Genomic DNA, 23,869 nt, shown 5'->3' on the forward strand with positions numbered 1-23,869 from the left:
GCACTGCTAAACGAGGCGACCCACCAATGCAGTTTTATTGGCATCGATGATCTCAACGTTCACGATGCGGCCGACGAGGTCGTGATCGCTTGGAATCTTGACCAGGCGGAACTGCTCCGTGCGGGCGTAATAGACGTTCTCTTCCTTGCGACTCTTATAGTGGCAAAGCACCTCCCGCGTGCGACCGATCTCCCCAAGGTTCATCTCAAGGGTGATACGATCCTGCAGCTCATTCAAGGCCGCGAGACGCCGTGACATCACCTCTTCCGGCACCTGCTCACGGAAACGGGCGGCGGCTGTCCCCTTGCGTGGTGAATACTTGAAGGCGAAGATGAAGGAGAAGCGCACGGCTTCCACCAGTTTCAAGGTGTCTTCAAACTGCGCCTCGGTTTCACCAGGGAAGCCCACGATGAGGTCGGTGGAAAGCGCCATTTCAGGATCCACATCCCGCAGCCAGTTCACGCGTTCCCAATATTCAGCGACAGTCACTTTGCGTTTCATGCGCTCCAGCACTTCATCGTTGCCCGACTGGACCGGCAGATGAATGTAGCGACCCATTTTCGGCCAGGTCCGGAAGAGCTCGGCCAGCGGTTTGGTGAAATCGTGGGGATTGCTCGTGGTAAAGCGCAGACGGTCGAGACCCGGCAATTGGACCACCTCCTCCAGCAGGTCCACAAAGGGGCCATGTGCGCTCGGAGCGAGTTTTTGATCACGGACGAGGTCATGGCCATAGCTGTTGACGTTCTGCCCCAGAAGAGTGATTTCGCGCGCGCCATCGGCCAATAGATTTTTGACCTCAGTCACGATCTCGGCCGCGGGACGCGAAATCTCCCGGCCGCGGGTAAAGGGCACAACGCAGAAGGTGCAGAAGTTATCGCAGCCCTGGGCGATATTCACATAACGGGTGATCTCGGTCTTGCCGGTTACAGTGGGTTTCACCGTGGTCGGCATTTCAACCGGATGATGCGGTTTGTCATCGCCACGGCCTTTCTTAAAGCCGAGGGCGCTCACGGGTTTGGCGCTCTCCTCATGCCGGCTGAGAAGCTCGGGCAGCTGTTCGATCTTGCCAGGGCCGAGCAGAATATCGATATTGGTGGCCTTGTCCAAAAGCTTTTCGCCTTCGGCCTGAGCCACGCAGCCGGCGACGGCAATCTTCATGTTGGGATTGTGTTCCGCCACCTGGCGCAGAGCCCCGAGGCGGCTCAGGACCTTGTGGGTGGCCTTTTCGCGAATGTGACAGGTGTTGAGCAAAACGAGGTCGGCCTGCTCGACCTGATCGGTGGTTTCATAGTTTTGCGCCTGCAGCATGCTCAGCATGGTCTCGCTGTCCGCGACATTCATCTGGCAGCCCCAGGTTTCCACAAACACCTTTTTCTTGCTCATAACCTGTCCTTCATATCCAGCTTATTTGCGGTTTCGCTTGCGCGCGTCTTTCGCGGCCTTCCGCATCTTTTTTTGTTTTTCACGATCAAAAGCGGGCTTCGGTTTGCTGGCGCTGTCGCCGAACATCGAACCCATATCGCCCATGCCGCCGAGCCCGCCGGGCATCTGGCCCATTTGCGAGGCCGCTTTGCGCATATTATTCATCTGACCGAGGGTGCCCATGCCGGGAATCTTGCCGAGCAGACCACCCATGTTCTTGCCGAGCATGCCCATCATCTTGCGCATGGCGGTGAAGCGTTTGTGCAGTTCCTCGACTTCCTTCACAGGACGGCCGGAACCTCGGGCAATGCGGGCCATCCGCGGACGATCCAAATTATCCTGGCCAATGCGTTCCCGCTTGGTCATCGAGTCGATCATCGCCTTGACCTTGGTCAGCTCGCGGTCATCGATGTTCGCACCCTTGGGAATCATGTCCTGCATCGGCATCTTGGCAATCAGATCCTTGAGCGAGCCCATCTTCTGGATCATCTCGATCTGTTTATAGAAGTCGATATAACTGAACTGACCCTGCAGCAGTTTCAACGCCTGCGCTTCCTGGTCTTCTTCAGCCACTTTCTGGAAATCCTGCATCAGGCCGACGATATCGCCAAGGCCCAGGATCCGACTGGCCAGACCTTCGGGACGGAACTCCTCGAGACGGTCCAGGTCCTCACCCATACCCAGGAATTTGATGGGTTTGCCGGTGACTTCCTTGATACTGAGGGCGGCACCACCACGGGCATCACCGTCGAGCTTGGTCATGATCACGCCGCTCAAACTCAGACGTTCGTCAAAGGACTTGGCCGTGGTGACTGCATCCTGACCCATCATCGCATCGCAGACGAGCAGGACGTTGTCGGGTTTGGTCGCGCTTTGAATATCAGCGAGCTCCTGCATCAGAGCGGAATCAATCGTCAGTCGACCGGCGGTATCGAAGAGCACTACGTCACAGCCGAGGTCGAAAGCTTTTTGCAAGGCTTCCTTACAGATGGTGACGGGATCGGCCCCTTCCTTATGAAATACGGGAACGCCGATGCGTTCGCCCAGAACCTTCAGCTGTTGAACAGCGGCGGGACGATAGATATCGGCCGCAACCAGCAGAGGTTTCTTTTTATCCTTGTTCACAAGATATTTGGCGAGCTTGCCTGTGCTGGTCGTCTTGCCGGAACCCTGCAGACCCACCATCATGATCGTGGTCGGGCGGTTCACAGCCATGTTGAGTTCGGCATTCACCGGACCCATCAGCTGCTCCAGTTCCTCTTTGCAGATCATCACGAAGTGATCAGCGGGCGAAACCGCCACACGGCTATCGCCTTTGCCGGCACGCAGTGCCACTTCCTGGCCCAGGGCCTTTTCCTGAACGCGCTGCAGAAAGTTTTTGGTCACAGAATATTCAACATCAGCTTCGAGCAGACTCTTCCGAATCGCATCGATCGCTTCTTTCACATTCGATTCGTTCAGAACAGCTTTGCCTTTAAGCTTCAGTTTGGCCTCTTTAAAGCCTTCGCTGAGAACATCAAGCATATTTGGATCACCTCGACTGCAAGAGGATGGGGAGAGCGGAGCCCTAAGCAAGCTATGCGTATAGCTTATTTTCTGTTACCTCGTCAAAACAGAAATAGGCTCAGGCCGGCGTCTTGGGGGGTATTGCGCGGGTTTCAACCCCGCATTTTTCCAAAATTTCGGCCCATCCGACAGCCTGCATCAAATTGACATATAACAGGTTCGCAGAACACCCTTTTCGATGATGCGGGCGATGGCCCTTTCGTTTTTGCAAGGACTGGCGCTTCGGTAAGTCGCGAAGCGGCTCCCGCCAAGGGTTTGCCATGATCGCCTGCAACGACCGCAGGTCAGACAGCTGCGCGGCGACCTGAGCGGTTTCTCGCGCACCGATGCTCAGTATTTTTCGGGGAATGATACTTCAACAGTTGAAAAGATTTTTAAGGACACGTAAAAGAATTTCTGCGAAAATCTATATCCTCCATTTGGGTTTTTTCTCTAAAACTCTTATTTTTAAGTAAGATTTGGCAAACACAATTGCTTCGACACCGGAAGTGATAAATCATCGCGGCAGCATTGCTTTGTTCATGATGATCAAACCTGGCTGAGACGGTTCCTGGTGAGCCTGAGTTACTCAGCCGCTTCTCCGGTGGATCTTCAACGATCAAAAAATGAAACGAAGATCTAAGCGCTCAAGCTCCATCCAAGGCAGCGGCCCTTGCGTAAAGAGTTATCAGCAGATTTCCAGGAAAGGAATAGAGCTATGGTAACAACGAATAAAAGCCAAGGAATGGTTCACGAACCAAAAACGCATGCACCTCTTGCTGATGGAACCCAACACAGCCCCAAAATACTTTTGATCGATGATGACCCCGTCTTCATCGCTGTCATGAAGCGTTGGGCTATGATGGAGAAAGTCCACTTGGAATCCTACGTGAGTCTTGACGAGATGGGTTTCATTGGCCTGTTTTCCAACTATGATGTTGCCATCCTCGACTACGATCTCGGCTACACGACGGGCATTGAAATTGCACGTTGTACCGATGCGCTCCTGCATCACATGCCGATCGTGATCGTGAGTGCCAAGGACCGGAGCCAGGAATGTGCCGATGCACCGACCTGTGTCAAGGCAGTGCTGCAAAAATCAAAAGGTTATAGCCATATCCTCAACGTGGCCACGAACCTTTGTCGCTCCAATTCGGAAAACCGATTGCGCGAATTGCGTCGTATGGTCAACTAATGAACGAATTCTTGTGAGGATTGGACAGAGAGATAGGATGCATACATCGGTCGCAACATACACTGTTCGGCAGAGTCTGCAGCCCGCCAGCTCGGGATCACATCATTCTCCTGGACAACTTCATAGGCAGGGGAGTGAACAACAGTGAAAACATCAGTCGATCATGCGATCAGCCAGGAAGTGGCCGAAGAGCGTAAACACGCCGAGTCCATGGTCCTCGTGTTCGTATGGTTGCTCCTGGAATTTGGACAGCAGCAAAGCGGCCCATCCATGCCTCTTTGGAAAGGCTCGTTCACTTTTTTCCTGGCCTGGCTTTTTCTGACCACGCGCACCACCTCCATTCTCAGGTGGCTTGGTCTGCCTATTGTTTCTTTCCTGGTATGGTTTCCAACCTCGATCAGCAGCGCTCTGATTCAGGCCACGGTGCTCGGTGGCCTGTTTTTGCTGTTCAGCCGCTGGCACGGGCGGGATTGGAAGCTGGCGCCACGCCGTGTGGTGAAGGCGCTCAGCCTGGTTCTGGCCTTGAGTGTGCTGCGGGTTGGGTTGAATCAAATCCTGCTGCTTGAATATCCTTTGGTCACGACGGATGCTTCCACTCTGTTCTGGAATGGTGTGCCCGCTGTGGTTTTGCATGCGACGGATCTGCTCGCCACGCTCCCATTCTATATGATGTGCCTGATTCCTCTGCTCCTGGTTCCCTTTCATGCCGATCAGAAAAAAAGCGCCGAGGCACCGGCCCGGTCCGCTTTTTCCTGGAAAGGAGCGGCTCTCGGCGGTGTGGCTCTTATTTTTTGGGGCCTGAAGCTGGCTCACCAGCCAATTTCATTTTCTTCACCCTGGCTTTGGATTGCGGGCCTTTTACTGGCCAGCTGGGCCGGCATGCGCGGTGTGGCGACGGCGGTGTATGGCGCTTATATCATGAACTTCGCTGACTTTCGCGATGCCCAGGATCTTTATCACCGCGTCTGGCAGCTGATGGGCTTTGCGGCTTTAACGGGGGGCTTTGCGCACCTGTCCCTGCGAGAAAAATCCCGAATCAAGAAGGAAAATACTCAGCTGGAGACGCAACGCAAGGCTCTGCAGGACAAACTGTTTGCCGAAGAGCGTGAGCATCAGCTGCTGAAGACCCGCATGGATTCCAGTCAAAGGCTGGTGCTGCGTTCCATTCAGGAACTTCATGCGCATCTGACTCCAGTGGTGCTGTCCTCCAAACTTTTGAGCCAGCAAACGCAGTCCGAAATGGAAGGCATCGTGCGAATTTTGCAAACGTCGGCGGATAAACAGATGCAGGTCCTCCAGAGTTTGCAGGACGCCATTCAAATGCCAGGCCAGGGCATGCAGGGACCGCCGGAGCGCGTGGTCCTGGAAACGCTCTTCAATCAGATGTTGCCGCATGTCTCCGAAGTTGCGTCCGCACGATCCGTGACCGTTACGCTGGGCAATATCGCCTCGCAGGTGGCGGTGCAGAGCTGGCCCTTTGCGCTGCAGGAGTCGATGGAGCACCTGCTGCGACATTTGATTCTTTTTGGTGAGCCGGAGTCTCAGATTCTGATCCGCGTCTATGCGCAGCCCCAGAAAATTCATCTGCAGTTCCGTCATTCGAATTACACCAACCGTCAGGGCGTGCTGGCCGGACTGGTGGACGGGAACCTTATGTCAAAGGAAGCGCTGGCGCTGGCGGTGAATTTCGATGTCGGGCTTTATACGGCCTGTCGCCTGCTGGAAAGCATGGGAGGGCAGCTGTCCATCTTTGAAAAAGCCGCCCAGCATCACCTGACCTTTGCCATTCAGTTGCCGGCTGCTCAGGAAGAGGAGGTGGCCGTGGAAGCGCTGGCGCCTACCCCTGTGCCTGAGCCGGAGGAGCTGGTGGAAGAGGAGCCGCCGGCCAAACCTCAGCTGGTGGCCATCGACGGCCGTCTGCCGCCGCGGCGTCTGCTTCTGGTTGAAGATGATAAGATGACCCAGGAGCTGCTCCAGTCGATTCTGAAAAATACCGGCATCGAGGTGCGATCGCATGGGAATGCCCAGGAAGCCTATGAGTCCTTCTGCAGCTTCCGTCCCGATGTGGTGATTGCCGACCTGGGTTTGCCGGATTCGAATGGTTTTGAACTGATGAAGCGTTTGCGAAGCGTAGCGAAATACGATTTCTATGCGATCGCATTTTCCGCCAACAACCACCGCAATGTTCTGAAGACGGCTTTGTCGGCCGGCTTTGATTCGTTCCTGCCCAAACCTTTGGCCATTCACGACCTGTGCCGGGCGCTCCGCATCGCCTGATTACATCCCGTTCGGAAAAGCCTTATGATCAACCACGCCTGTGGCCCGCAGTTCCTTCATGGACCGGCCATAGGCTTGAAGGAGGGTCAGACAGTAGTCGAGACGCCCGCGGAGATATTTGTCATCCTCGCTCTCCGGCGTTGGGCCGTTGAACATCCGCTCCACGTCACGCACAATGCAATGCTCGGGAATATAGAGCAGGCGCGTATTTTTATAGGATGAAATGCGCAGCTCATTGACGGGATAGGCTCCGCCGCGCGACGCGCTGATGGCGACGATGAGAGCCGGCTTGTGACCGAGTTCCTGATGGGTGCAAAGCAGGAAGAAGTTTTTGACCTGCGGCGGCACCATCCCGCTCCATTCGGGGACCACGAAGATAAAGGCATCTGAACTTTGCAGTTCGGCCTTGATGGGATTCCAGACCTTGGTCCACATGGGAGCATCCTCCCAGATGCTTTCATCCCACATCGGCAAGGGATTATTTTCCAGGCTCAGAAACCAGGTGGATAGACCGGCCTGTCCGCGCAAGCGCTCCTCGATATAGCGGGCCACCTTTCCGCTTTGGGATTTCTTGCGGGAACTGCCGTTCAGAATGGTGATTTTCAAGATCGGGTCCTCCAGGGAGAAGTCGGTTTTGGGCCGACTATAAACCTTCTCCCGGGTGGATTACCAACTTTTTATGATCAGGTGTGGGCGGGCGGTTTTCCAGCTGATCTGGCCTGAGGAGACTGGAGCCACTTCCTCGGGTGATACCAGTTCCTCGGGAAACGGGCCATTGTATTGGATGACGCTGTATTGGTATTCACCGGTCGGCAGACGCAATCTCTTGGACTGCCCGTTGGCGATTTGAAATTCCATTTCGCTGGCCACACTGGAACGCACATAGATGTTCGCATCCCGGTAGGCATTGACCAGTCCCGGTGAAGCCGCGCAGGTGCTGAAGCCCTTGTTGTCCACCATCTCAAGATCCATCGCGATCAGCTGGCTTTCGGTCTGTTCGGAAAAGAGCGGATGCCAGACGCAGGGCAGAGATTGATTGGGCTGATCGGCCGAGGAAATGTAGGGTGCTTCGATCGGCTGCAGCGTGATCAGGTAGCCCTTGGCCATGCTTTGAGCGCGCGGAATGCTGAGCGTGAAAAGTCCCACCAGACTCGCATCCTCAATACGCCGTGACAGTGCTTGAATTTCCTGAGCCGCTTCCTGAAGAGCCATCAAGGCGGCATCACGGTCGCCGCGTTCCTTGCCCTGGCACACCTTGTCCTGCCAGAGTTTCGAACGGAAGCTGAGGGGCAATTCATTCGGCAGCGAGAAGCGCATGATCCGGCAAACCTTATCCAGCTCGCTGCGGTTTTCGGGTTTTTGGAAGGCTCCCAGAAGCTGCGAAGTCAAGGTCATGCGGCGGATCAGCAGATAAGGCTGATGATTCCACTTGGTCGTCATGTTCTTTTTGATCGTTTCCAGCGATGCATCAACTTCCGCTTCGGTGGGACGCTGCAGCTGGCAGACGAGGCCCTTGTCCTCGGTCCAATCAAAGGTGCAGTCCGGGGCCAGAAGCTGGAGGGGCTGCAGGATTTCCCGAGCCGCCGTCGCCTCTCGGGCAAAGGTCACCGAGGATTCAGCGGTTCGCTCACAGAGCAGGGCTGTGGCGAGGTTAGGGGGAATCCGGTCGTATTTCAATGTATAGCGCTGCGGATGAACCTTGATATCGACTTCGTTCTTCTTCTTGTGAACGAGATTGGAATAGTCGATATCGAAGCGATGCTGGCCCAGCACCGACGTCATGAAAATGGACCACTGCTGCGGGAAACCATTCTCACAGCTTTCGCGGTCAAATTCACCAAAGTAGACGTTGGCGTTGGTCGCGGACTTCACATAGATCTTCACGCTCGAACTGAAGTTGGTCTTTTGTTCGGGCGCAACATTTTCATCGTGGCGCTGCGGATCCAGAAGGTATTGGCAACCCCAAAGCAGGGCGATAAGGCCTCCAAGTCCAGTAGCAAAGCGCATCCGTGATCGAGAGCGACGGCTCATACGACTCCATGTCTGATTGAGGGTCTCAACTTAAAATGTGGAAACTTTCTGAACAGCCAGATCCACAGTTTCGTTGAAACCGCCGAGAGAAGGATTCGAAGATTCGACTGACCATGACAGAGGCTGGCATAGTTGCAGAACCTTGCGCGATACGACGTAACCTTCCTCATTCTCGGTGATCAGGTGGATATCCTTTGGACCAAATTTTCGACTGGTCTGATTTTTCGCCCAAAGGTAAAGCGAGGGGCTTGTCACAAACTCCCTGCTTAGACGAACCGTTTCGAAACTGGCTTTGGCGGCCAAAGGAAAGCCGTCCTGTGCAAATTTTTCCATGCCTTCAATATTATCAAAGGGGCCGTAATCAACCCCGTCAATTTCTACATATGTGGTCAAAACGGCAGGTTTGAGTGCAGCCTTGATGGAATTTCCCAGCAAGAGCATCAGACTCAACGCGCCCATACATACGGCTGCTGCTTTCAGCAGTGTTGCCCTGCGGTCCATTGGACTCCCGGTACCATAAGATCTGAATTGATGGATTCACTAACAGCATAGCATAGCAACCTGGGTTTTACCTCCCATCTGGCGCATTTTTTTGGAAATAAAATCCAAAACTGCGCTTCTGGTAAAACCATCACCCACGAACAGGCTTATTCGTAATATCCAAGGCAATCACTATATCTGACAGGCAATGGCATCAATCTCGACACCAACCCCGCGTGGAAGTTTGGCGACTTGGACTGTGGCTCGCGCTGGATAGGGTTTGCTTAGGTAACTTGCGTATACCTCGTTTACTTTGGCGAAATTTTCCAAATTCTGCAAATAGATTGTCGTGCGAATAACTCCCGACCAGCCACTGCCCGCTGCTTCAAGGACAGCCTTCAGATTCAACATCACCTGGTGCGTCTGCTCTTCGATGGAACCCTCGATCAGCTCCCCGGTGGACGGGTTGATGGGTATCTGTCCGGAACAGTACACAAGGCCGCCGTGTATGACAGCCTGAGAATAAGGGCCAATCGCCGCTGGGGCGCTTTTTGTTTCCACGGTTTTGAGAGTCATCACGCCATCCCCTTGTCAGTGATGCGCTTGCATTTGTTCGTCATAGACGCTCTGCAAGTCCTGCAGAACATTTGCCGGTATGTCGGGCGATCGAGACGCCTTGCTGATCAGTGTTGCAGCCTCGGCCTCTTTGTTCAAAGCCAGAAATGCCTGGGCCGCATGCGCGTAGAGCTTCCAGTGAACCTTCTTCTTCTCGATGTGTTCAAGACGGTAAACCAGTTGCGGGATCTTTTCAAATTGCTGTGCTAACCCAAGCGCTGCGGTGTACTCAATTAAGAAATCGTCATCGCGTGCGCCGGCGTTGAAAGCTTCTTCCAAAAGCTCCGCCTTGAGCAATCGATCGTTCGGGTCGATGACCTCGGCCGCCAAAGACAGGCCAGCGTAGGAATTCACTTCGGTGGCTTTGGCGCGCAGCCGATCACCAGCCGTGACTCGATCCTCATGAAGATAAATCGAAGCGATCAATTCCCAAAGCCGGAAATTGTCAGGATCAATACCCAGGCCGCTATCGATCAATTCCAGAGCGTCAGCGTCTTTTTCCTGCGAAAAGGCGATGCTCGCCAGATTCACGTATGGCGCCAGTTCCTGAGGGGCCAGAGCCTTCGCCTGGTTCATCACGACGATCGCTTCGTCCAGTTCACCGAGCATCATGAGCGAAGAGCCCAACGCGAGACACGCGCGGAAATCCGTATCGATCGTGAACTGTGGATACTGTTCGGTTATAGCGACAGCAACCAGCGGCAAACCCATGGATGTCAACTCTTCGATGAGATCCACATAAAGTTCCTGGTTGGCGACAGGCTTTTCTCTCACGACTTGCATGAGAAAATCCTGAAAAGCCGCCATGGTCTTCTCATCTGGTCGTGATGAGCGATCACCCGTATATTCCCCAGCGCTGATGCCCAGGTACTGGCGCAGCTGCGGGCCCATAGGATAATGATGCCAATGTTCAAGACGAGCGTCGCTCATCGCATTACTCCAAAGTCAGTTTTTGCACGCGAATGTGCAGATTGCGTAATTCATCGGCCGTGACTTCGCTTGGGGCTTCTGTCATCAAATCGGCCGCCTTGTTGGTTTTCGGGAACGGAATCACATCACGGATGGATTCAGAACCAGTCAAAAGCATGACCAGGCGATCCAGACCAAAAGCCATACCACCGTGGGGAGGAGCGCCGTAGCGCAAGGCTTCCAGCAGGAAGCCGAATTTCGCCTGAGCTTCCTCTGGTGTCAAGCCGAGCAAAGCGAAAACTCGGGCCTGCAGGTTTTGATCGTGAATACGAATCGAGCCACCGGCCACTTCGTTGCCGTTGAGGACAAGGTCGTAGGCCTTGGCTTTCACCTTCTCCGGAGCTGTCTCCAGAAGGTGGGCATCCTCGTCGCGCGGCGAAGTAAAGGGGTGATGGCAGGCGATCAGGCGACCGCTTTCCGGATCGCGTTCGAATGAAGGGAAGTCCAGCACCCACAGGAAGTTGAACTGCTTGGGGTTATAGAGTTTCAAACGTTTGCCCAGCTCAAGGCGCAAAGCGGACAGCGCTGCCTTGGTGGTCCGATAGTCACCGGCTGCAATCAGAATCAGGTCATGAGCGGAGGCACCGAGCTGGGTGTTGATGGAGTCGACCACGTCATCACCAAGGAACTTGGCGATCGGCGACTGCCAGCTTTCCTGACCCTTGCCCTCCTTCACCTTGGCCCAGGCGAGGCCGCCGGAACCATACTGCTTGACGATTTCCTGAAGTTCGTCCAGATCCTTACGGCTGAATGTTTCCGCCTGGCCTTTCAGATGCAGGGCGTTGACGATTCCGCCCGTACTGACGGCATTGATAAAGACTTTGAATTCCGTTTTCTGAACGAGCGGCGTCAGGTTTTGCAGCTTCAGCTCGAAACGGGTGTCAGGCTTGTCGTTGCCATAATATTCCATGGCATCATCAAAGCTCATACGCGGTAAAGGTGTCGGTATCTTTACGCCCGACACGTTTTCCCAGGCGCGACTGATGACACGCTCCATGGTGGACAGCACCTGCTCGCGATCGACGAAGGACATCTCAAGGTCGATCTGGGAAAATTCCGGCTGGCGGTCGGCGCGCGAGTCTTCATCGCGGAAGCATTTGACGACCTGGTAGTAGCGGTCAAAGCCGGAAATCATCAGCACCTGTTTGAAGAGCTGGGGACTTTGCGGCAAGGCATAAAATTTTCCGGCATGAACGCGCGACGGTACAAGGAACTCGCGGGCTCCTTCCGGCGTGGATTTGTAGAGGTAGGGCGTTTCGATGTCGAGGAAGTTTTCCGCCTCGAGAGCACGCCGCATTTCCCGCACGAAGTGAATACGGGCCAGTATATTGTTTTTCAGAGTCGGACGGCGCAAATCCAAATAGCGGTGCTTCAGGCGCAGCGTTTCGCTGGCATCCGTTTGATCCTGAATTTGAAAGGGCAGGGGCTCGCTGGGGTTCAGCAGTTTGGCTTCGTCCACCAGAACTTCGATCGCGCCGGTGGCCACCTTCTGGTTGACCATACCCTCAGGACGCCTGTTCACCACACCTTTGACGGCCAGCACGAATTCATTGCGGAGCTTTTCGCCGACTTCCAGAATATTGCTCGTACGCGCGGGATCCAGCACAACCTGAGTGATACCAAAGCGGTCGCGCAAGTCGATGAAGATCAGATTTCCGTGATCACGACGGGTTTGAACCCAACCCATCAAGGTCACCTCTTGTCCATGGTGCTGCGCTGTTAATTCGCCGAGATTATGGCTGCGATGCCAACCGTCCAATTGTGTGCTCATGGGTCCACTCTCAATGCTTTAAGGGGAGTCAATTCGGCTTGCGATGGATTGGGCGCCTGAAGATCTCCACAGCCCGCGACCGCGAAGACTTCCAAAGCCAAACAAAGTGCTAATGTAACATCGGCTGGCGAGGTCCACCATAAGATAAAGAAGAGTTTGTCCTCAGGATTCGCACCCCGGCGTGGGCTACGGGGAGGAAAGAGATGACCTGGGGCGAAGAGTTGGTCGGCATTCGCACCCGGCCTGGCTACCGGGAAGACAGTTGACCTGGGCGAAGAGTTGGTCGGTATTCGCACCCGGCCTGGCTACCGGGAAGACAGTTGACCTGGGCGAAGAGTTGGTCGGCATTCGCACCCGACCTGGCTGCTGGGGAGAGAGTTGACCTGGGGCGAAGAGTTGGTCGGCATTCGCACCCGGCTGCTGGGGGGACAGTTGACCTGGGCGAAGAGTTGGTCGGCATTCGCACCCGGCCTGGCTGCTGGGGCGAGAGGCAGCTGGCCTCACCCCCGGCGTTATCAGCCAAATCGACCGACAATGTAATCGCGGGTCAGCTTCTCTTCCGGATGCGAGAAGATTTTCGAAGTTCCGTCGAATTCAATCAGATCGCCGTTATACATGAAGGCCGTGTATTCCGACACGCGAGCGGCCTGCTGCATGTTGTGCGTAACGATCACAATCGTGTAGTTCTTCTTGAGTTCGTGAATGAGGTCCTCAATGGCCAGCGTCGAAGCCGGGTCCAACGCGGAGCAGGGCTCATCCATCAGAATCACTTCCGGATCCATGGCAATGGCGCGGGCGATGCAAAGACGCTGCTGCTGACCACCGGAAAGGGCGAGGCCGCTGTCGTTTAATTTGTCCTTCACTTCATCCCAGAGCGCCGCCTTGCGCAGACAGGATTCCACCAGCTCATCGAGATTGCCCTGGTAGCCGTTAATTTGGGGACCCCAGGTGATGTTTTTGGCGATTGAACTGGTGAAGGGATTGGGCTTTTGAAAGACCATTCCCACGCGACGCCGGAATTCGGTGACTTCCATTTGTGAGCGATAGATGTCGGTGCCCTCAAAGAGGACTTCACCTTCATGACGAAAGATATCGATGAAATCATTCATGCGGTTGAAGGTCCGGAGCAGCGTGCTCTTGCCGCAACCTGAAGGGCCGATCAAGGCGGTGACGGTTTTTTTCGGAACCTTGATGCTAACATTACGAACGACCTTTTTTTGGCCGTAATAAACATTTAAATTTCTGGTCTCCAGAATCGGACTGCCGAAGCTCATTTTTTGGCTCCCCACTTGGAACGGATGAAAATGGCTGCTGAGTTGCAGATCAGCAGGAAAATGAGAAGAACGATGATGCCGGCTGCGGCCAGTTCATGGAACGCCGGCTGAGGCCGGGACGTCCAGTTGTAGATTTGAATCGGCAGCGCGGTGAAACCATCGAACAGTCCCTCGGGGACATAAGCCACATATGTAAGAGCTCCCAACAGAATCAAAGGAGCGGCTTCGCCCATGGCCCGGGCCATCGCCAGAATCACACCGGTGGAGATTCCAGGAATGGCCGCCGGCAGAACGTGATCGCGGACCGTTTGCCAGCGGGTGGCACCCAGAGCAAACGCCGCCATGCGAATGGAATCCGGTACACTTTTCAACGCCTCGCGCGAGGCGATGATGATCACCGGCATCACCAAAAGACTCATGGTCAGAGCGCCCGCCAAAACCGAGCGACCCAAAGCCATGAAATTGACAAAAACACCAAGACCCAGCATGCCGTAGATAATCGAAGGCACACCGGCAAGAGTCGAGATGGAAAGTTCAATGATGTTGCTCAGACGATTTTTGTTGGCCAATTCCTGCAGATAAACCGCAGCGCCCACCCCAAACAGCACCGAGAAAATCAGCGTCAGCCCACCGAGCCAGATGCTGCCGAATATTGCGGATTTGATCCCGGCCTTATCAGGAAAGCGCGACGGAAAGTTGCTCAGAAAATCCCAGCTCAGGCGTCCGGCCCCATCCATGGCCACGCTGGCGACCAGGTAAACCAGCACAAGCAGGGCCATGACCGTGGCCATAAAAATGGCGATCCTGAAAACCTGTTCCTTACGCCGCCGCCGCTCCGAATTCACTCTGAAGATGCTGCGGTTTTCCCGATCGGGCATGAGGCTGTCCTGTCCAGGCATGACTTGATTTTTGACACCCATAGCGCTTGGTATCTCGGTCATTCATACTTCCTTGCGTAGCGTTTGACAATGAATTGCGACAAAAGATTCATGGCCAGGGTCATCAGAAAGAGAACAAGGCCGACAGCAAAGATGGACTGGTACTCGATCGTGCCATGAGCAACGTCGCCCAGACTAACCTGTGCGATATAGGCCGTCATGGCTTGAACGCCTTCGAAGGGGTTAAGTGTCATATTGGGAGTGCCGCCAGCCGCCAGGGTTACAGCCATGGTTTCCCCAATGGCGCGCGAAAAGGCCAGAATAAAGGAGGCGAGAATTCCACTCAAAGCCGAAGGGACCACGATGTCGATAATCACTTCCGACTTGCGGGCCCCGAGAGCATAGGCACCATCCTTGACGGTTTTAGGCACCGCGCGCAGGGAGTCATCACAGATGGAGGCGATGGTCGGCAGCACCATGATCGCTATCACGATGGAGGCGCTGGCCGCGTTGAAAACCTCGACATCGTCGAAGAGAAACTGCAGCATCGGGGTCACCTGCGTGATCGCAAAATAACCGTAAACCACCGAGGGAATGCCGGCCAGAATTTCCAGAACAGGTTTCAGAATTCTCTGCCACCAGCCCTGGGCATACTGCGATGTGTAAATCGCAATACCAACGCCCAAAGGCAGAGCAAAGATCAAGGCTCCGAACGCAATCAGCAGCGTGCCGCTGATCAGAGGAAGGACCCCGAAGCTTGTGGGTTCGAACAGAGGAGCCCATTCGGTGGAGCCGAAGAATTCAAAGAGAGAAACATGCCGGAAGAACTGGAGGGACTCTTCCAGCAGAAGGAAAATAATACCGACGGTCGTCAAAATCGAAATCGAGGCGCAGACGAACAGCGACCTGACGACGAGTTTTTCACGGAACTTCTGAAAGTTACTGATTTTGGCCCAATTCTGACTCGTCACGCTGGTCTCCCCTACGTTCGATTAATGCGACTGCTGCGTCGGGCCACCCGTGGCTGCTTCAAATTTCCTGAGGGTCTCGGTGTAAACAGCATCTTTCAGCGGAATATAACCCACTTCCTTAGCCAGAGCTCCTACGTTCTGCATAAGGAAGGTCACGAAGAGCTTCACTTCCGGTTTTTGCTGAGCCGACTTGTTGTTCACGTAAACCACCAGCGGCCGGGCCAGAGGATAGGTGCCGTCTTCGATGGTTTTGGGACTCGGAATCACGGCGTCCTTGTCCTTGGCCAGAGCCACGACGTTCATCAACTTTTTGTTTTCCTCGTAATAGGCATAGCCGAGGTAGGCCATCGCAAACCTGTCCTTGCTCACGCCGGTGACCATAACGTTATCATCCTCGCTGGCGACATAGTCACTGCGCGAGAGACGGGCGGTGCCCATAACGTGCTCGGTGAAGAAATCAAAGGTGCCGGAATCCGGACCCGGGCCGTAGAGTTTGATCTTTTCCTGAGGCCAGGCTGGGTTGATGTCCTTCCAGGTTTTTATGCTGCTGCCAGGCTGCCAGATTTGTTTCAGCTGGGCCATGGTCAGCTGGGTGGCCCAGGTGTTGGATGGATTTACCACGACAGAAATGCCATCAGAAGCCAGAGGCAGCTCAGTGTATTCAATTTTGGCTTCCTGAATTCTTTTGGTTTCCGCCGGTTTCATCTTGCGGGAGGCGGTGGCGATATCAATGTCACCCGAGCCGAATTTTTTCATGCCGCCTCCGGTGCCCGAAAGGCCAACGGTGACGCGAACCCGGGGATAGAGTTTTTGAAACTCCTCGGCGGCAGCCTCGGCGATCGGAAAGACTGTGCTGGAACCATCCAGCTTGACTTCACCGCGCATATGCTTGTCACCTTTGGTGGCAGCAAATCCGTGACAACCTGTGGCTATAAAAGCCAAACTTAACATGAGGTTGCGTACTTTCATGCTTTACTCCCGGAATGGTCAGGTCAATCCTGACTTGCAGCGTCTACATACAAGAGATCTGTAAAGATTGGATAAAGGCACAGAGAAACTGTCTCGATTGTCGGCTAAGGCAATCCGGTCAGTTTAATTCCCCCCTTTATCTGTAGCTGTGGCAGCATGGCAGATGATGTTTAGCGGTTGGCGGTTTTATACCTACAAAGAGTGAAATCTTAAAGAGAAAAATGGTCAAAGTCCTGGCCAGCAAACGATGGAAGCGGAAGCCCGGCAGCCGCTCGGAGCTTCGGCAGCGACCCGGCGGAAAATCGCTAAATCGCAGGTAATTTCACGGTGAAAGTCGAGCCACGACCGATGTCACTGTCGACCGTGATGAAGCCCTGAATTTGTATGACGAGATGTTTCACAATGGCGAGGCCCAGACCCGTGCCTCCTTCGTTGCGTGATCGCGCCGTATCGACACGATAGAAGCGCTCAAAGATGCGAGGCTGGTCCTGACGGGCGATCCCGATGCCATTGTCCTTGATGGACAGTTCAATAAAGCCTTTGTCACGGCGTAAATGAATCTGAATATGGCCTTTCACAGGCGTATAGTTGATGGCGTTTTGCAGCAGGTTTTCCAGGATGTGCGACATCGGCTTGCGACTGCCTTTGACCAAAGGTTCCTGATCATCGATCACGGTTTCGAGGGTGATTTCCTTGCTGTTCGCCTTGATTTGCTGGCGGGCAATCGCTTCCTGCACGATGGGACGCCAGTCGACGGTTTCCAGTTCCACGACGCCTTCATTGGCCTCGATGGTGGCCAGGCTCAGAAGATCGCTGACGAGACTGATCATGCGTTCGGCGTTGTTGTTGATAATGCGGAGAAAGCGCATGTTGTGAGCCTTGTCTTCCAGCGCGCCTTCCAGCAGCGTATCCACATAACCCTTGATCGAGGTCAAAGGCGTTTTCAATTCGTGCGAGATGTTGCTCGAAAATTCCCGGCGGATCTGTTCCATCTTTTCACGCCGGCTGATGTTGGCCTGCACAGCCGCCGCCAGACGATTGATGGCTTCGCCGAGAGTGCCGAGTTCATTGTTCGGCAGACGCCGGATGCGGGCCGCGTAATTGCCGAGGCTAATGGCACCCGCGACCTTGGTCATTTCCGAGACGGGATCCGTGATGCGCCGGACAATGACCAGAGCCACCAGAAGGGAAAGCAGCATGCCCATCGACGCGCCGATGCCGATGGCGGAAAAAATATCGGCCACGCGATCCTCGAGATTGCGAATGGGAACGCCGAGACGAATGAAGAGGGTATCGGTCGCTGTCTGCACTTTCTTCGCGGTATAAAGGGTCTGCGACGATTTGCTGGCGCTGTAACGTTTGTCCAGGCCGACCTCATTGCGAGCGGCTTCCTTGACCTCGGGGCGATTGCGATGGATTTCATTGGTCCTGACCTCGTCCACCTCGGATTCCAGCAGAATGTCGCCGGCTTCATTGAGAACGGTGAGGCGGGTCTCGGTCTCCTGGGCCATGGTCACCAGAAGTTTAATCGTTTCCGGATCGCGCCAGGTCGTGCCGTCCGCAAAATACGATTCGAAGAGAACCAGCTTTTCCTGGAGCCCTTCGATGGCATTTTCCTCGATAAAGGACTGGGTTTTCAGCACGAGGAGATAGCTCACCACAAACGTGGTGAAGCCGATGACGAGGCAATAGGACAGAAAATTTTTCCAAAAAAACCGGGACCGCATCATGTCAGTTCCCTGAACTTGTACCCCAGCCCCCGCACGGTTTGAATCAGGTCACGGGATTCGCCCAATTTTTTCCGGATGGAACGCACGTGAACATCGATATTGCGGTCGATGAGCACGCCTTCACCACCCGTCACAGCATCCAGCAGGCGATCACGCGAGAGGACGATGCCCGGCCTTGCGATCAGCGCTTCGAAGAGACGGAATTCCGCGAGTGTCATGGGCACATGCACGCCGCTGACCTTGACCTGAAAGCGGGCCTTGTCGAGTTCCACTTCCCCCTGGCGCATGACCTCGCCGGGACTGCGTTCGCTGTCCGAAGATTTTTGGGGGCGTAGACGCGTATAGATGCGGGCGATCAGTTCCTTCACACCGAAAGGCTTGATCACATAATCATCGGCACCGACGCCAAGGCCGAAGACGATGTCGGTCTCCTCACCCTTGGCGGTGAGCATGATGATCGGGACGCTGCGTTTTTCCGGGACCTCACGAATTTTTTTGCAGACCTCGATGCCGCTGAGCCGGGGCAGCATGAGATCGAGAACAATGAGGTCCACCTTGGTGCTCAGAGCCTTGTCCAATCCATCCTGTCCATCGGAGCAGGTGGTCACATCAAAACCTTCACGCGATAGATTGTAACCGAGCAGTTCGCGAATATCCGGATCGTCCTCGATGACAAGAATGTGCTTCATGGATCATCCTTCTGGCTTTCACTCAATGGTGTCTTGCGACCTCTGTATAAGGCAAAATCTGCAGAAAAGCAAAGCGTGGATGCAAGGATTTTAATGCGGGGGAATTATTGGAAAATGTTTATAAAGAAACGGTAAACGATTCGAGAAGTTTGGATAAACTGAAGGACTCAGGAAAGAGCAACTCCAGCGGCAGCACATAAACAGAAATGTTGAGTGCGCTCAGAGCCTCGGACTGGCGCCAGAAATCCTTCTCAGTTGTGAGGATGGCACCGGCTTGTTGGGCGATAGCCTCGAGTTTTTCCGGTGGAAAGGCTTCATGATCGCCGGTCAAAAGCTGGCCGGTGATCGGATACTTCTGCTGGCGGCAGTGTTCGATGACGCGATCCGGATGGGCAATGCCCAGAGCGAGGGTCACGGAATTTTGCTGAGCCCAGGGTCTTACGGGTCCTGCCATCTGCACTGGAGCGGCGTTGCCAAAGGCGACCGGGATGACGGGTGCCGTCATGTTGTGTACCAGGATGGGCGTTGGCGTGGACCGGGCGCGCGTGAGAAAGATGAGCTGCGCATGCTTCAGGGTGCTGGGAAATTCCCGCAGACGTCCGGCCGGCAGACAGCGCCCGTTATGTAAAGGTCGGGCGGCATCGAGCAGAACGATATCGAGCTGGCGTCGCAGTTTGAGATGCTGAAAACCGTCATCCAAAATCCAGTGCGTGGGAGCGGGATGCTGCTGCAGATAGCGCTGCGCCGCTTCCCAGCGCCGGGCACCGATGATGACAGGAACATTTTCCAGTTTGCGCGCCTGCATGGTAGCCTCATCGGCCTGAAAGCGGACACCGGAGGCCGGCGGCAGAAGCAGCTGCGCGCCGAGCAGGACAGCGGAATCGTCGGGTGCGAGGCCGCTGCGATAGCCGCGCGTGAGGATCACGGGCCGTGCTCCGGACTTGAGAAGATTCGAGGCGAGGGCCATCACCACCGGGCTTTTCCCTGTGCCGCCCGCTTCCAGATTTCCAACCGAAATCACAAAGCCTGGCAGCTGCCACGATTTCAAAACGCCGCGTTGGTAGAGCCAACGCCGTCCATGCATCACGGCACCATAGAGCCAGCCGAGAGGGGCCAGAAGGATGCTTATGCGAGCGGCGCCTGATGCGCCGTCCGGTGTGTTCACGTGAGCCGCTCCTGGTCCGACGTCTGGTGTGTTCACGCGAGCCGCTCCTGATCCGCAGCCTGGCTCCAGGCGGCTATTGTCATTTCACTCACGAAATGACGTTCGCGATCCCAGCGTCTGCGATCACGGCGATAGGGTAATTTCAAAGTTTTCTGGCGATTCACCTGTTCCGAGCGCCAGATGATGGTCCAGGTTCCATCCTCCTGCAGAGGCTGAATCTCGAGAAACAATTCGCCCGGACCTGGGCGCCGGGTCGCATCGTTCGCTTCCGGCTGCGTGCAGGGATAGTGATTGTGACATTCGAGACGGATATCGGACGGGCCCAACTTTTTCCACGACTTTCCCAGCCGATCGGCAAAGGCGCCCGAGGAACCGCAGTCCTTGATGATGATGCGGGAAAACGCACGGAATTTTTGCAGGAGGTGATCGATCGAGTCCTCATCATCGCGACCGATCAGCCAGGGGCTGAGAGCGGCGGTGAGTTTGTCGAGCCAGGATTGGTTGGCTGATAGTTCGCTTTCGCGACACCAGATTTTGACCTCAATGTAGGGCGCATGGGGGCGATAACCGGAGACCAGGGTCGAGCCTGCAATCGCCGCCTCGACGATTTCACCGACGGCGGATTCACTTTTGCCGATGAGATGCCAGCGAAAAAGTCGATACGAATCGCTGTCGCGACCGAGTTCCATCAGCTGCTGCTGGAGGCTGCTCTTCCAGATCGCTTTGATTTCCTCGGGCGGACCAGGCAGGACCCAGACCTGCAGGTCCTGCCTTTGCAGATAAAAGGCGTCCGCAGTGCCGGCCGGGTTGTCGATAACACGCGCCTGGCTTGGGAAAAAACACTGCTGCTTGTTCGAATCCGGAGGTGTCATACCGAGCATTTGAAACCGCTGGGTAACTTTTTCCCAGCTGTCGAGGCGAAATTCCAGGGCATCGCCCCACCAGCGGCTGACCACCTGACGCGTGATGTCATCCGCCGTGGGACCGAGCCCCCCTGTAATAAACAGGAGGCGGGAGCGGGCTGCGGTCAGATTCAGAGCGTCAAAGATTTCCCGCTCATCATCGGCAACTGTCACATGCCAGACAGGGTTTATTTTGAGATTGACGAGCTGATCCGCGATCCAGGCCGCATTGCTGTTCACAATTTGCCCGGTGCTCACTTCGGTGCCGACGGTGAGAATACTGGCGCGTAAGGGTTCCATTTTATGCTCCGTCCCCAAAAGGGATAACGAATGTTCGAAGTGAGCATAAAAGAGCAGCGGGTCTGTGTCAAAGCCTTGACAGGCTCTGCCTTTTGACGCCTTTGTGGCATACAATAGAACTGTCAAGCTTTACACGCAGGGCAGGAGTTCGACGGTGGCAACCAATAAATATAGCGGTGCGCAAAAAGCAGCGATTCTTCTTCTCTCTTTCGGTGAAGAGATTTCCGCCGAGATCTTCAAAAACATGACCGAGTTTGAAATCAAACGCATCGGTAGCGCCATGAGCCGCCTCGGGCGCCTGGAGCAGGAAATCATCGATGAAGTGATGATGGAATTCTACGGCATCCTGCAACAGAACAAAAAATTCTTCTACGGCGGCAATGACTTTACCATGAAAGTCATCGGCAGCGCCTTCAAAGGGGGCGAAGCGGATGAACTGATCGAACAGCTGGCCCTGGGTTCCTCGGCGAATCTGGACGCGCTGGAATTGATCGATCCACGGACGCTGACCAACTTTATCCGCAACGAGCACCCGCAAACCATCGCCTTGATTCTGGCTCACCTTGACCCGCAGAAGTGCGGTGAGGTGCTCAAGCTTCTGCCGGAAGCTCTGCATACGGAAATCATTTTGCGGATCTCCAACCTTGATGCCGTGGCGCCGGAAATCATCGATGAAATTGATGATGTGCTCCGGAATGAAATCCAGGCCATGGGTTCGATTTCAAGTCAGAAGATCGGTGGCGTGGAGCCCATTGCCGAGATGCTCAACCTGATCGACAAGGCCACGGAAGAGCAGATCCTCGACAACCTCGAGGAACGCGATCCGGATCTGGCCGAACAGATTCGTCAGCTCATGTTCGTCTTTGATGACCTTGCGAAAATTGACGATCGTGGCATTCAGGAAATTATCAAAAACGTCAAACCCGAACAGTGGATGACGGCGCTCAAGACGGCCTCGGAAGCGGTCTCGGAACTGGTGTTCCGGAATATGTCGGAACGTGCGGCCAAGATGCTGAAAGAGGATATGGAAGCCATGGCCGCGGTGAAGCTGTCCGATGTCGAGGCGGTGCAGTATGAGATCGTTCAGGTGGCCCGCAAACTCGAAGAGGAGGGCAAGATCATCATCGCTCAGGGTGGTGAAGCGGCCTACGTCTAAGGTAAAAAGGGCCCGGTTTAAGGGCTTGATATTATTTTATAAAATGCGATGTTTCTTAAGAAAATAAAGGGATGGGCCGAAGCTGAATCGTTACGGAAAATTGCGTAAAAACGAGGAAAGCCATGGCCCATCAAAACCGTCAGCTGCTGAAAAAGCGTGCTCAGAGGCGGGAACTCTATCTGGGTGAAAACATCCGAGCCTTCCTGATTTTGGAGGGCTCCCGCATCGTCGGCGGGGAGGTGATCAGCCTTTCGGAAACGGGCCTGGCCTTTGTCTGTGAGCCTCAGGTGGATTCTGAATTGCCGATCGGACGTGTGGTGCAGTTGAAACTCTACTATGACGCCCGCCGTTTCTTTACCAGCACCGTGGAAATTCGCAACAAGAGCGTCTTCAATTCCCAGGGCTCGCAGTATCTGCGGGTGGGTGTGGCGGCGGTGCCCCAGGAAAGCACGGACACGAAGGAGCAGCTTGAGCAGAAGCTGAGCCGGGCCATCAATCTGGGAGCGGAAACCTGTGGGTTCGTCGAGATTGAAAACCCGATGTTTTTCGCGGAACATGATTACTTCAGCATTCGTGCGGTTCATCCGGACTTTGTGCTGGTCGCTCCTTTGGAAAATCGACACTTTCTCCTGCCAGGTCAGCCGGTGCAGGCGCGTTTTCAGATTCCCGGCTCCCAGTCCTTCGTCGCGGACCTTATTGTGGACCGCTCCGTTCCCGATCAGGATTGGTGGGCCACCGATGTTCTGATGCTGAACTTTTCCCAGCACTCCGAAAAGATTCTGGCGCGACTGGCGAAGATGGCGATGATTCAAAGACCGCAGCTGCATGTTCAGCAGATCCTCGATGCCGGCTTTCCCGTTCCTTATCTGGATTTTTTGCTGCGCGTGCAATTCTCACCCCGCGATGGAGCCGATCTCCAGACCAATCGTTTGAAGCGCAGCTTTCTGGCTCCGTATCAGTATCGTGCCGACCATGAATTGAAAAGTGCGCGGGTCCTGTCGTTCTATCGGCAGAATACCTTGATCGCCACAATGAAGCTCAATTTCGTGCCGGATGTGAGATACAATTCCGCCTTTTACGAAGCGGGTGTTTATAATCACCAGTTCTATCGCAAGCCCGTGGTCGAAATTTTGGATTTCCGCCATCATCCCGATTACCCGCTGCCCTCGATCCTGGTGCCGATTATGCAGCAGTGTCTGCGGGCGTCCATCCAGGCTGATTTCAGTTTTCTCGTCTTTGAGTGCACCCAGCAGACCGAGCATATTTTCCATCGCATGGGTTTTGCAACGCTCAAAACCCGCAGCCCCGCTGCTGCCGATCGGTCCTTTGTCAGCCTTGGCATCAAATATGGTTTATCCAACCTCACCCGTGGCGTGCATCATGACACATGGGAGCGGGTTTACAAGCGCCTGCATGCCTATCTCAATCGCAAACACCCCTTGGCCCGAAACATCGCCTGACGCAGCTGCATAAAGTCTCTTTACGGCTCCGCATGTCCTGGGTTACTTCTCAATCACGGATGGTCACAGA

The 23,869-nt window shown here is 54.8% G+C and carries 20 protein-coding genes; 4 read left to right on the forward strand and 16 right to left on the reverse strand.

Annotated features, from left to right (window positions below):
• Positions 1-6: 6 nt before the first annotated feature.
• Positions 7-1,383 (reverse strand): tRNA (N6-isopentenyl adenosine(37)-C2)-methylthiotransferase MiaB, encoded by a 1,377-nt coding sequence (gene miaB / locus OLTU_RS03930; protein WP_141731449.1) that lies wholly within the window; start codon positions 1,381-1,383, stop codon positions 7-9.
• Between the two features lie 21 nt (positions 1,384-1,404).
• The gene (gene ffh, locus OLTU_RS03935; protein ID WP_141731450.1) at positions 1,405-2,946 is read right to left on the reverse strand and encodes a signal recognition particle protein; all 1,542 of its coding nucleotides are present in this window, start codon (positions 2,944-2,946) and stop codon (positions 1,405-1,407) included.
• A gap of 766 nt (positions 2,947-3,712) precedes the next feature.
• Here ffh and OLTU_RS03940 point away from each other — a divergent pair.
• Positions 3,713-4,162 (forward strand): response regulator, encoded by a 450-nt coding sequence (locus OLTU_RS03940; protein ID WP_218109821.1) that lies wholly within the window; start codon positions 3,713-3,715, stop codon positions 4,160-4,162.
• A gap of 144 nt (positions 4,163-4,306) precedes the next feature.
• The gene (locus OLTU_RS03945; protein WP_141731452.1) at positions 4,307-6,439 is read left to right on the forward strand and encodes an ATP-binding response regulator; all 2,133 of its coding nucleotides are present in this window, start codon (positions 4,307-4,309) and stop codon (positions 6,437-6,439) included.
• Here the strand turns inward: OLTU_RS03945 and OLTU_RS03950 are convergent, their stop codons facing one another.
• The 14 genes from OLTU_RS03950 to OLTU_RS04015 all read right to left on the reverse strand — a co-directional run bounded on the left by OLTU_RS03950 (position 6,440) and on the right by OLTU_RS04015 (position 21,183).
• Positions 6,440-7,045: an NADPH-dependent FMN reductase gene (locus OLTU_RS03950; RefSeq protein WP_141731453.1), complete on the reverse strand. Its 606-nt coding sequence runs from the start codon at positions 7,043-7,045 to the stop codon at positions 6,440-6,442.
• Positions 7,046-7,105: 60 nt separating this feature from the next.
• Entirely contained in the window at positions 7,106-8,470 is a 1,365-nt protein-coding gene (locus OLTU_RS03955; RefSeq protein WP_141731454.1) for a hypothetical protein, read from the reverse strand.
• Between the two features lie 30 nt (positions 8,471-8,500).
• A complete protein-coding gene (locus tag OLTU_RS03960) occupies positions 8,501-8,929 on the reverse strand; it encodes a hypothetical protein (RefSeq protein ID WP_218109822.1) in 429 nt (142 codons plus the stop codon).
• Positions 8,930-9,142: 213 nt separating this feature from the next.
• Complete coding sequence (locus OLTU_RS03965) at positions 9,143-9,526, reverse strand: RidA family protein (RefSeq protein WP_141731456.1); 384 nt, start codon at positions 9,524-9,526, stop codon at positions 9,143-9,145.
• A gap of 15 nt (positions 9,527-9,541) precedes the next feature.
• A complete protein-coding gene (locus OLTU_RS03970) occupies positions 9,542-10,495 on the reverse strand; it encodes a tetratricopeptide repeat protein (RefSeq protein WP_141731457.1) in 954 nt (317 codons plus the stop codon).
• 4 nt (positions 10,496-10,499) lie between these two features.
• Positions 10,500-12,305, reverse strand: a complete 1,806-nt coding sequence (aspS, locus tag OLTU_RS03975) for an aspartate--tRNA ligase (protein WP_141731458.1) — start codon at positions 12,303-12,305, stop codon at positions 10,500-10,502.
• Positions 12,306-12,820: 515 nt separating this feature from the next.
• Positions 12,821-13,579, reverse strand: coding sequence for a phosphate ABC transporter ATP-binding protein PstB (pstB, locus tag OLTU_RS03980; RefSeq protein ID WP_141731459.1), 759 nt, complete (start codon positions 13,577-13,579; stop codon positions 12,821-12,823).
• Entirely contained in the window at positions 13,576-14,457 is an 882-nt protein-coding gene (pstA, locus tag OLTU_RS03985) for a phosphate ABC transporter permease PstA (protein ID WP_141736739.1), read from the reverse strand. Before pstA ends, pstB begins: the two co-directional genes overlap by 4 nt.
• A 59-nt stretch (positions 14,458-14,516) precedes the next feature.
• On the reverse strand, positions 14,517-15,428 hold the full coding sequence (gene pstC / locus OLTU_RS03990; RefSeq protein ID WP_141731460.1) for a phosphate ABC transporter permease subunit PstC: 912 nt from the start codon (positions 15,426-15,428) through the stop codon (positions 14,517-14,519).
• A 21-nt stretch (positions 15,429-15,449) separates the two neighbouring features.
• Positions 15,450-16,397: a PstS family phosphate ABC transporter substrate-binding protein gene (locus OLTU_RS03995; protein WP_141731461.1), complete on the reverse strand. Its 948-nt coding sequence runs from the start codon at positions 16,395-16,397 to the stop codon at positions 15,450-15,452.
• Between the two features lie 305 nt (positions 16,398-16,702).
• Positions 16,703-18,127, reverse strand: coding sequence for a sensor histidine kinase (locus tag OLTU_RS04000; protein WP_141731462.1), 1,425 nt, complete (start codon positions 18,125-18,127; stop codon positions 16,703-16,705).
• Positions 18,124-18,816 carry a response regulator gene (locus OLTU_RS04005; RefSeq protein WP_141731463.1) on the reverse strand — a complete coding sequence of 231 codons (693 nt, stop codon included), beginning with the start codon at positions 18,814-18,816 and terminating at the stop codon, positions 18,124-18,126. The genes OLTU_RS04000 and OLTU_RS04005 overlap by 4 nt, the downstream gene beginning before the upstream one ends.
• 118 nt (positions 18,817-18,934) lie before the next feature.
• A complete protein-coding gene (lpxK, locus tag OLTU_RS04010) occupies positions 18,935-20,017 on the reverse strand; it encodes a tetraacyldisaccharide 4'-kinase (RefSeq protein WP_141731464.1) in 1,083 nt (360 codons plus the stop codon).
• On the reverse strand, positions 20,014-21,183 hold the full coding sequence (locus OLTU_RS04015) for a competence/damage-inducible protein A (protein ID WP_141731465.1): 1,170 nt from the start codon (positions 21,181-21,183) through the stop codon (positions 20,014-20,016). The genes lpxK and OLTU_RS04015 overlap by 4 nt, the downstream gene beginning before the upstream one ends.
• Before the next feature lie 154 nt (positions 21,184-21,337).
• Here OLTU_RS04015 and fliG point away from each other — a divergent pair, with 154 nt between their 5' ends.
• Positions 21,338-22,339, forward strand: coding sequence for a flagellar motor switch protein FliG (fliG, locus tag OLTU_RS04020; RefSeq protein WP_176736316.1), 1,002 nt, complete (start codon positions 21,338-21,340; stop codon positions 22,337-22,339).
• 122 nt (positions 22,340-22,461) lie between these two features.
• On the forward strand, positions 22,462-23,799 hold the full coding sequence (locus OLTU_RS04025; RefSeq protein ID WP_141731467.1) for a PilZ domain-containing protein: 1,338 nt from the start codon (positions 22,462-22,464) through the stop codon (positions 23,797-23,799).
• Positions 23,800-23,869: the final 70 nt, after the last annotated feature.

The organism is Oligoflexus tunisiensis (assembly GCF_001748245.1).
GTDB classification, from domain to species: Bacteria; Bdellovibrionota_B; Oligoflexia; order Oligoflexales; family Oligoflexaceae; genus Oligoflexus; species Oligoflexus tunisiensis.

Bases quoted from the DNA above. Each gene is read 5' to 3' on its own strand.
- OLTU_RS04015 (WP_141731465.1), bottom strand. From the start codon at position 21,183: ATGGAACCCTTACGCGCCAGTATTCTCACCGTCGGCACCGAAGTGAGC.
- miaB (WP_141731449.1), bottom strand. From the start codon at position 1,383: ATGAGCAAGAAAAAGGTGTTTGTGGAAACCTGGGGCTGCCAGATGAAT.
- OLTU_RS03965 (WP_141731456.1), bottom strand. From the start codon at position 9,526: ATGACTCTCAAAACCGTGGAAACAAAAAGCGCCCCAGCGGCGATTGGC.
- OLTU_RS04025 (WP_141731467.1), top strand. From the start codon at position 22,462: ATGGCCCATCAAAACCGTCAGCTGCTGAAAAAGCGTGCTCAGAGGCGG.
- aspS (WP_141731458.1), bottom strand. From the start codon at position 12,305: ATGAGCACACAATTGGACGGTTGGCATCGCAGCCATAATCTCGGCGAA.
- OLTU_RS03955 (WP_141731454.1), bottom strand. From the start codon at position 8,470: ATGAGCCGTCGCTCTCGATCACGGATGCGCTTTGCTACTGGACTTGGA.
- OLTU_RS04000 (WP_141731462.1), bottom strand. From the start codon at position 18,127: ATGATGCGGTCCCGGTTTTTTTGGAAAAATTTTCTGTCCTATTGCCTC.
- OLTU_RS03995 (WP_141731461.1), bottom strand. From the start codon at position 16,397: ATGAAAGTACGCAACCTCATGTTAAGTTTGGCTTTTATAGCCACAGGT.
- pstB (WP_141731459.1), bottom strand. From the start codon at position 13,579: ATGAGCTTCGGCAGTCCGATTCTGGAGACCAGAAATTTAAATGTTTAT.
- OLTU_RS03940 (WP_218109821.1), top strand. From the start codon at position 3,713: ATGGTTCACGAACCAAAAACGCATGCACCTCTTGCTGATGGAACCCAA.
- OLTU_RS03970 (WP_141731457.1), bottom strand. From the start codon at position 10,495: ATGAGCGACGCTCGTCTTGAACATTGGCATCATTATCCTATGGGCCCG.
- pstA (WP_141736739.1), bottom strand. From the start codon at position 14,457: ATGCCCGATCGGGAAAACCGCAGCATCTTCAGAGTGAATTCGGAGCGG.
- OLTU_RS04005 (WP_141731463.1), bottom strand. From the start codon at position 18,816: ATGAAGCACATTCTTGTCATCGAGGACGATCCGGATATTCGCGAACTG.
- OLTU_RS03960 (WP_218109822.1), bottom strand. From the start codon at position 8,929: ATGGGCGCGTTGAGTCTGATGCTCTTGCTGGGAAATTCCATCAAGGCT.
- ffh (WP_141731450.1), bottom strand. From the start codon at position 2,946: ATGCTTGATGTTCTCAGCGAAGGCTTTAAAGAGGCCAAACTGAAGCTT.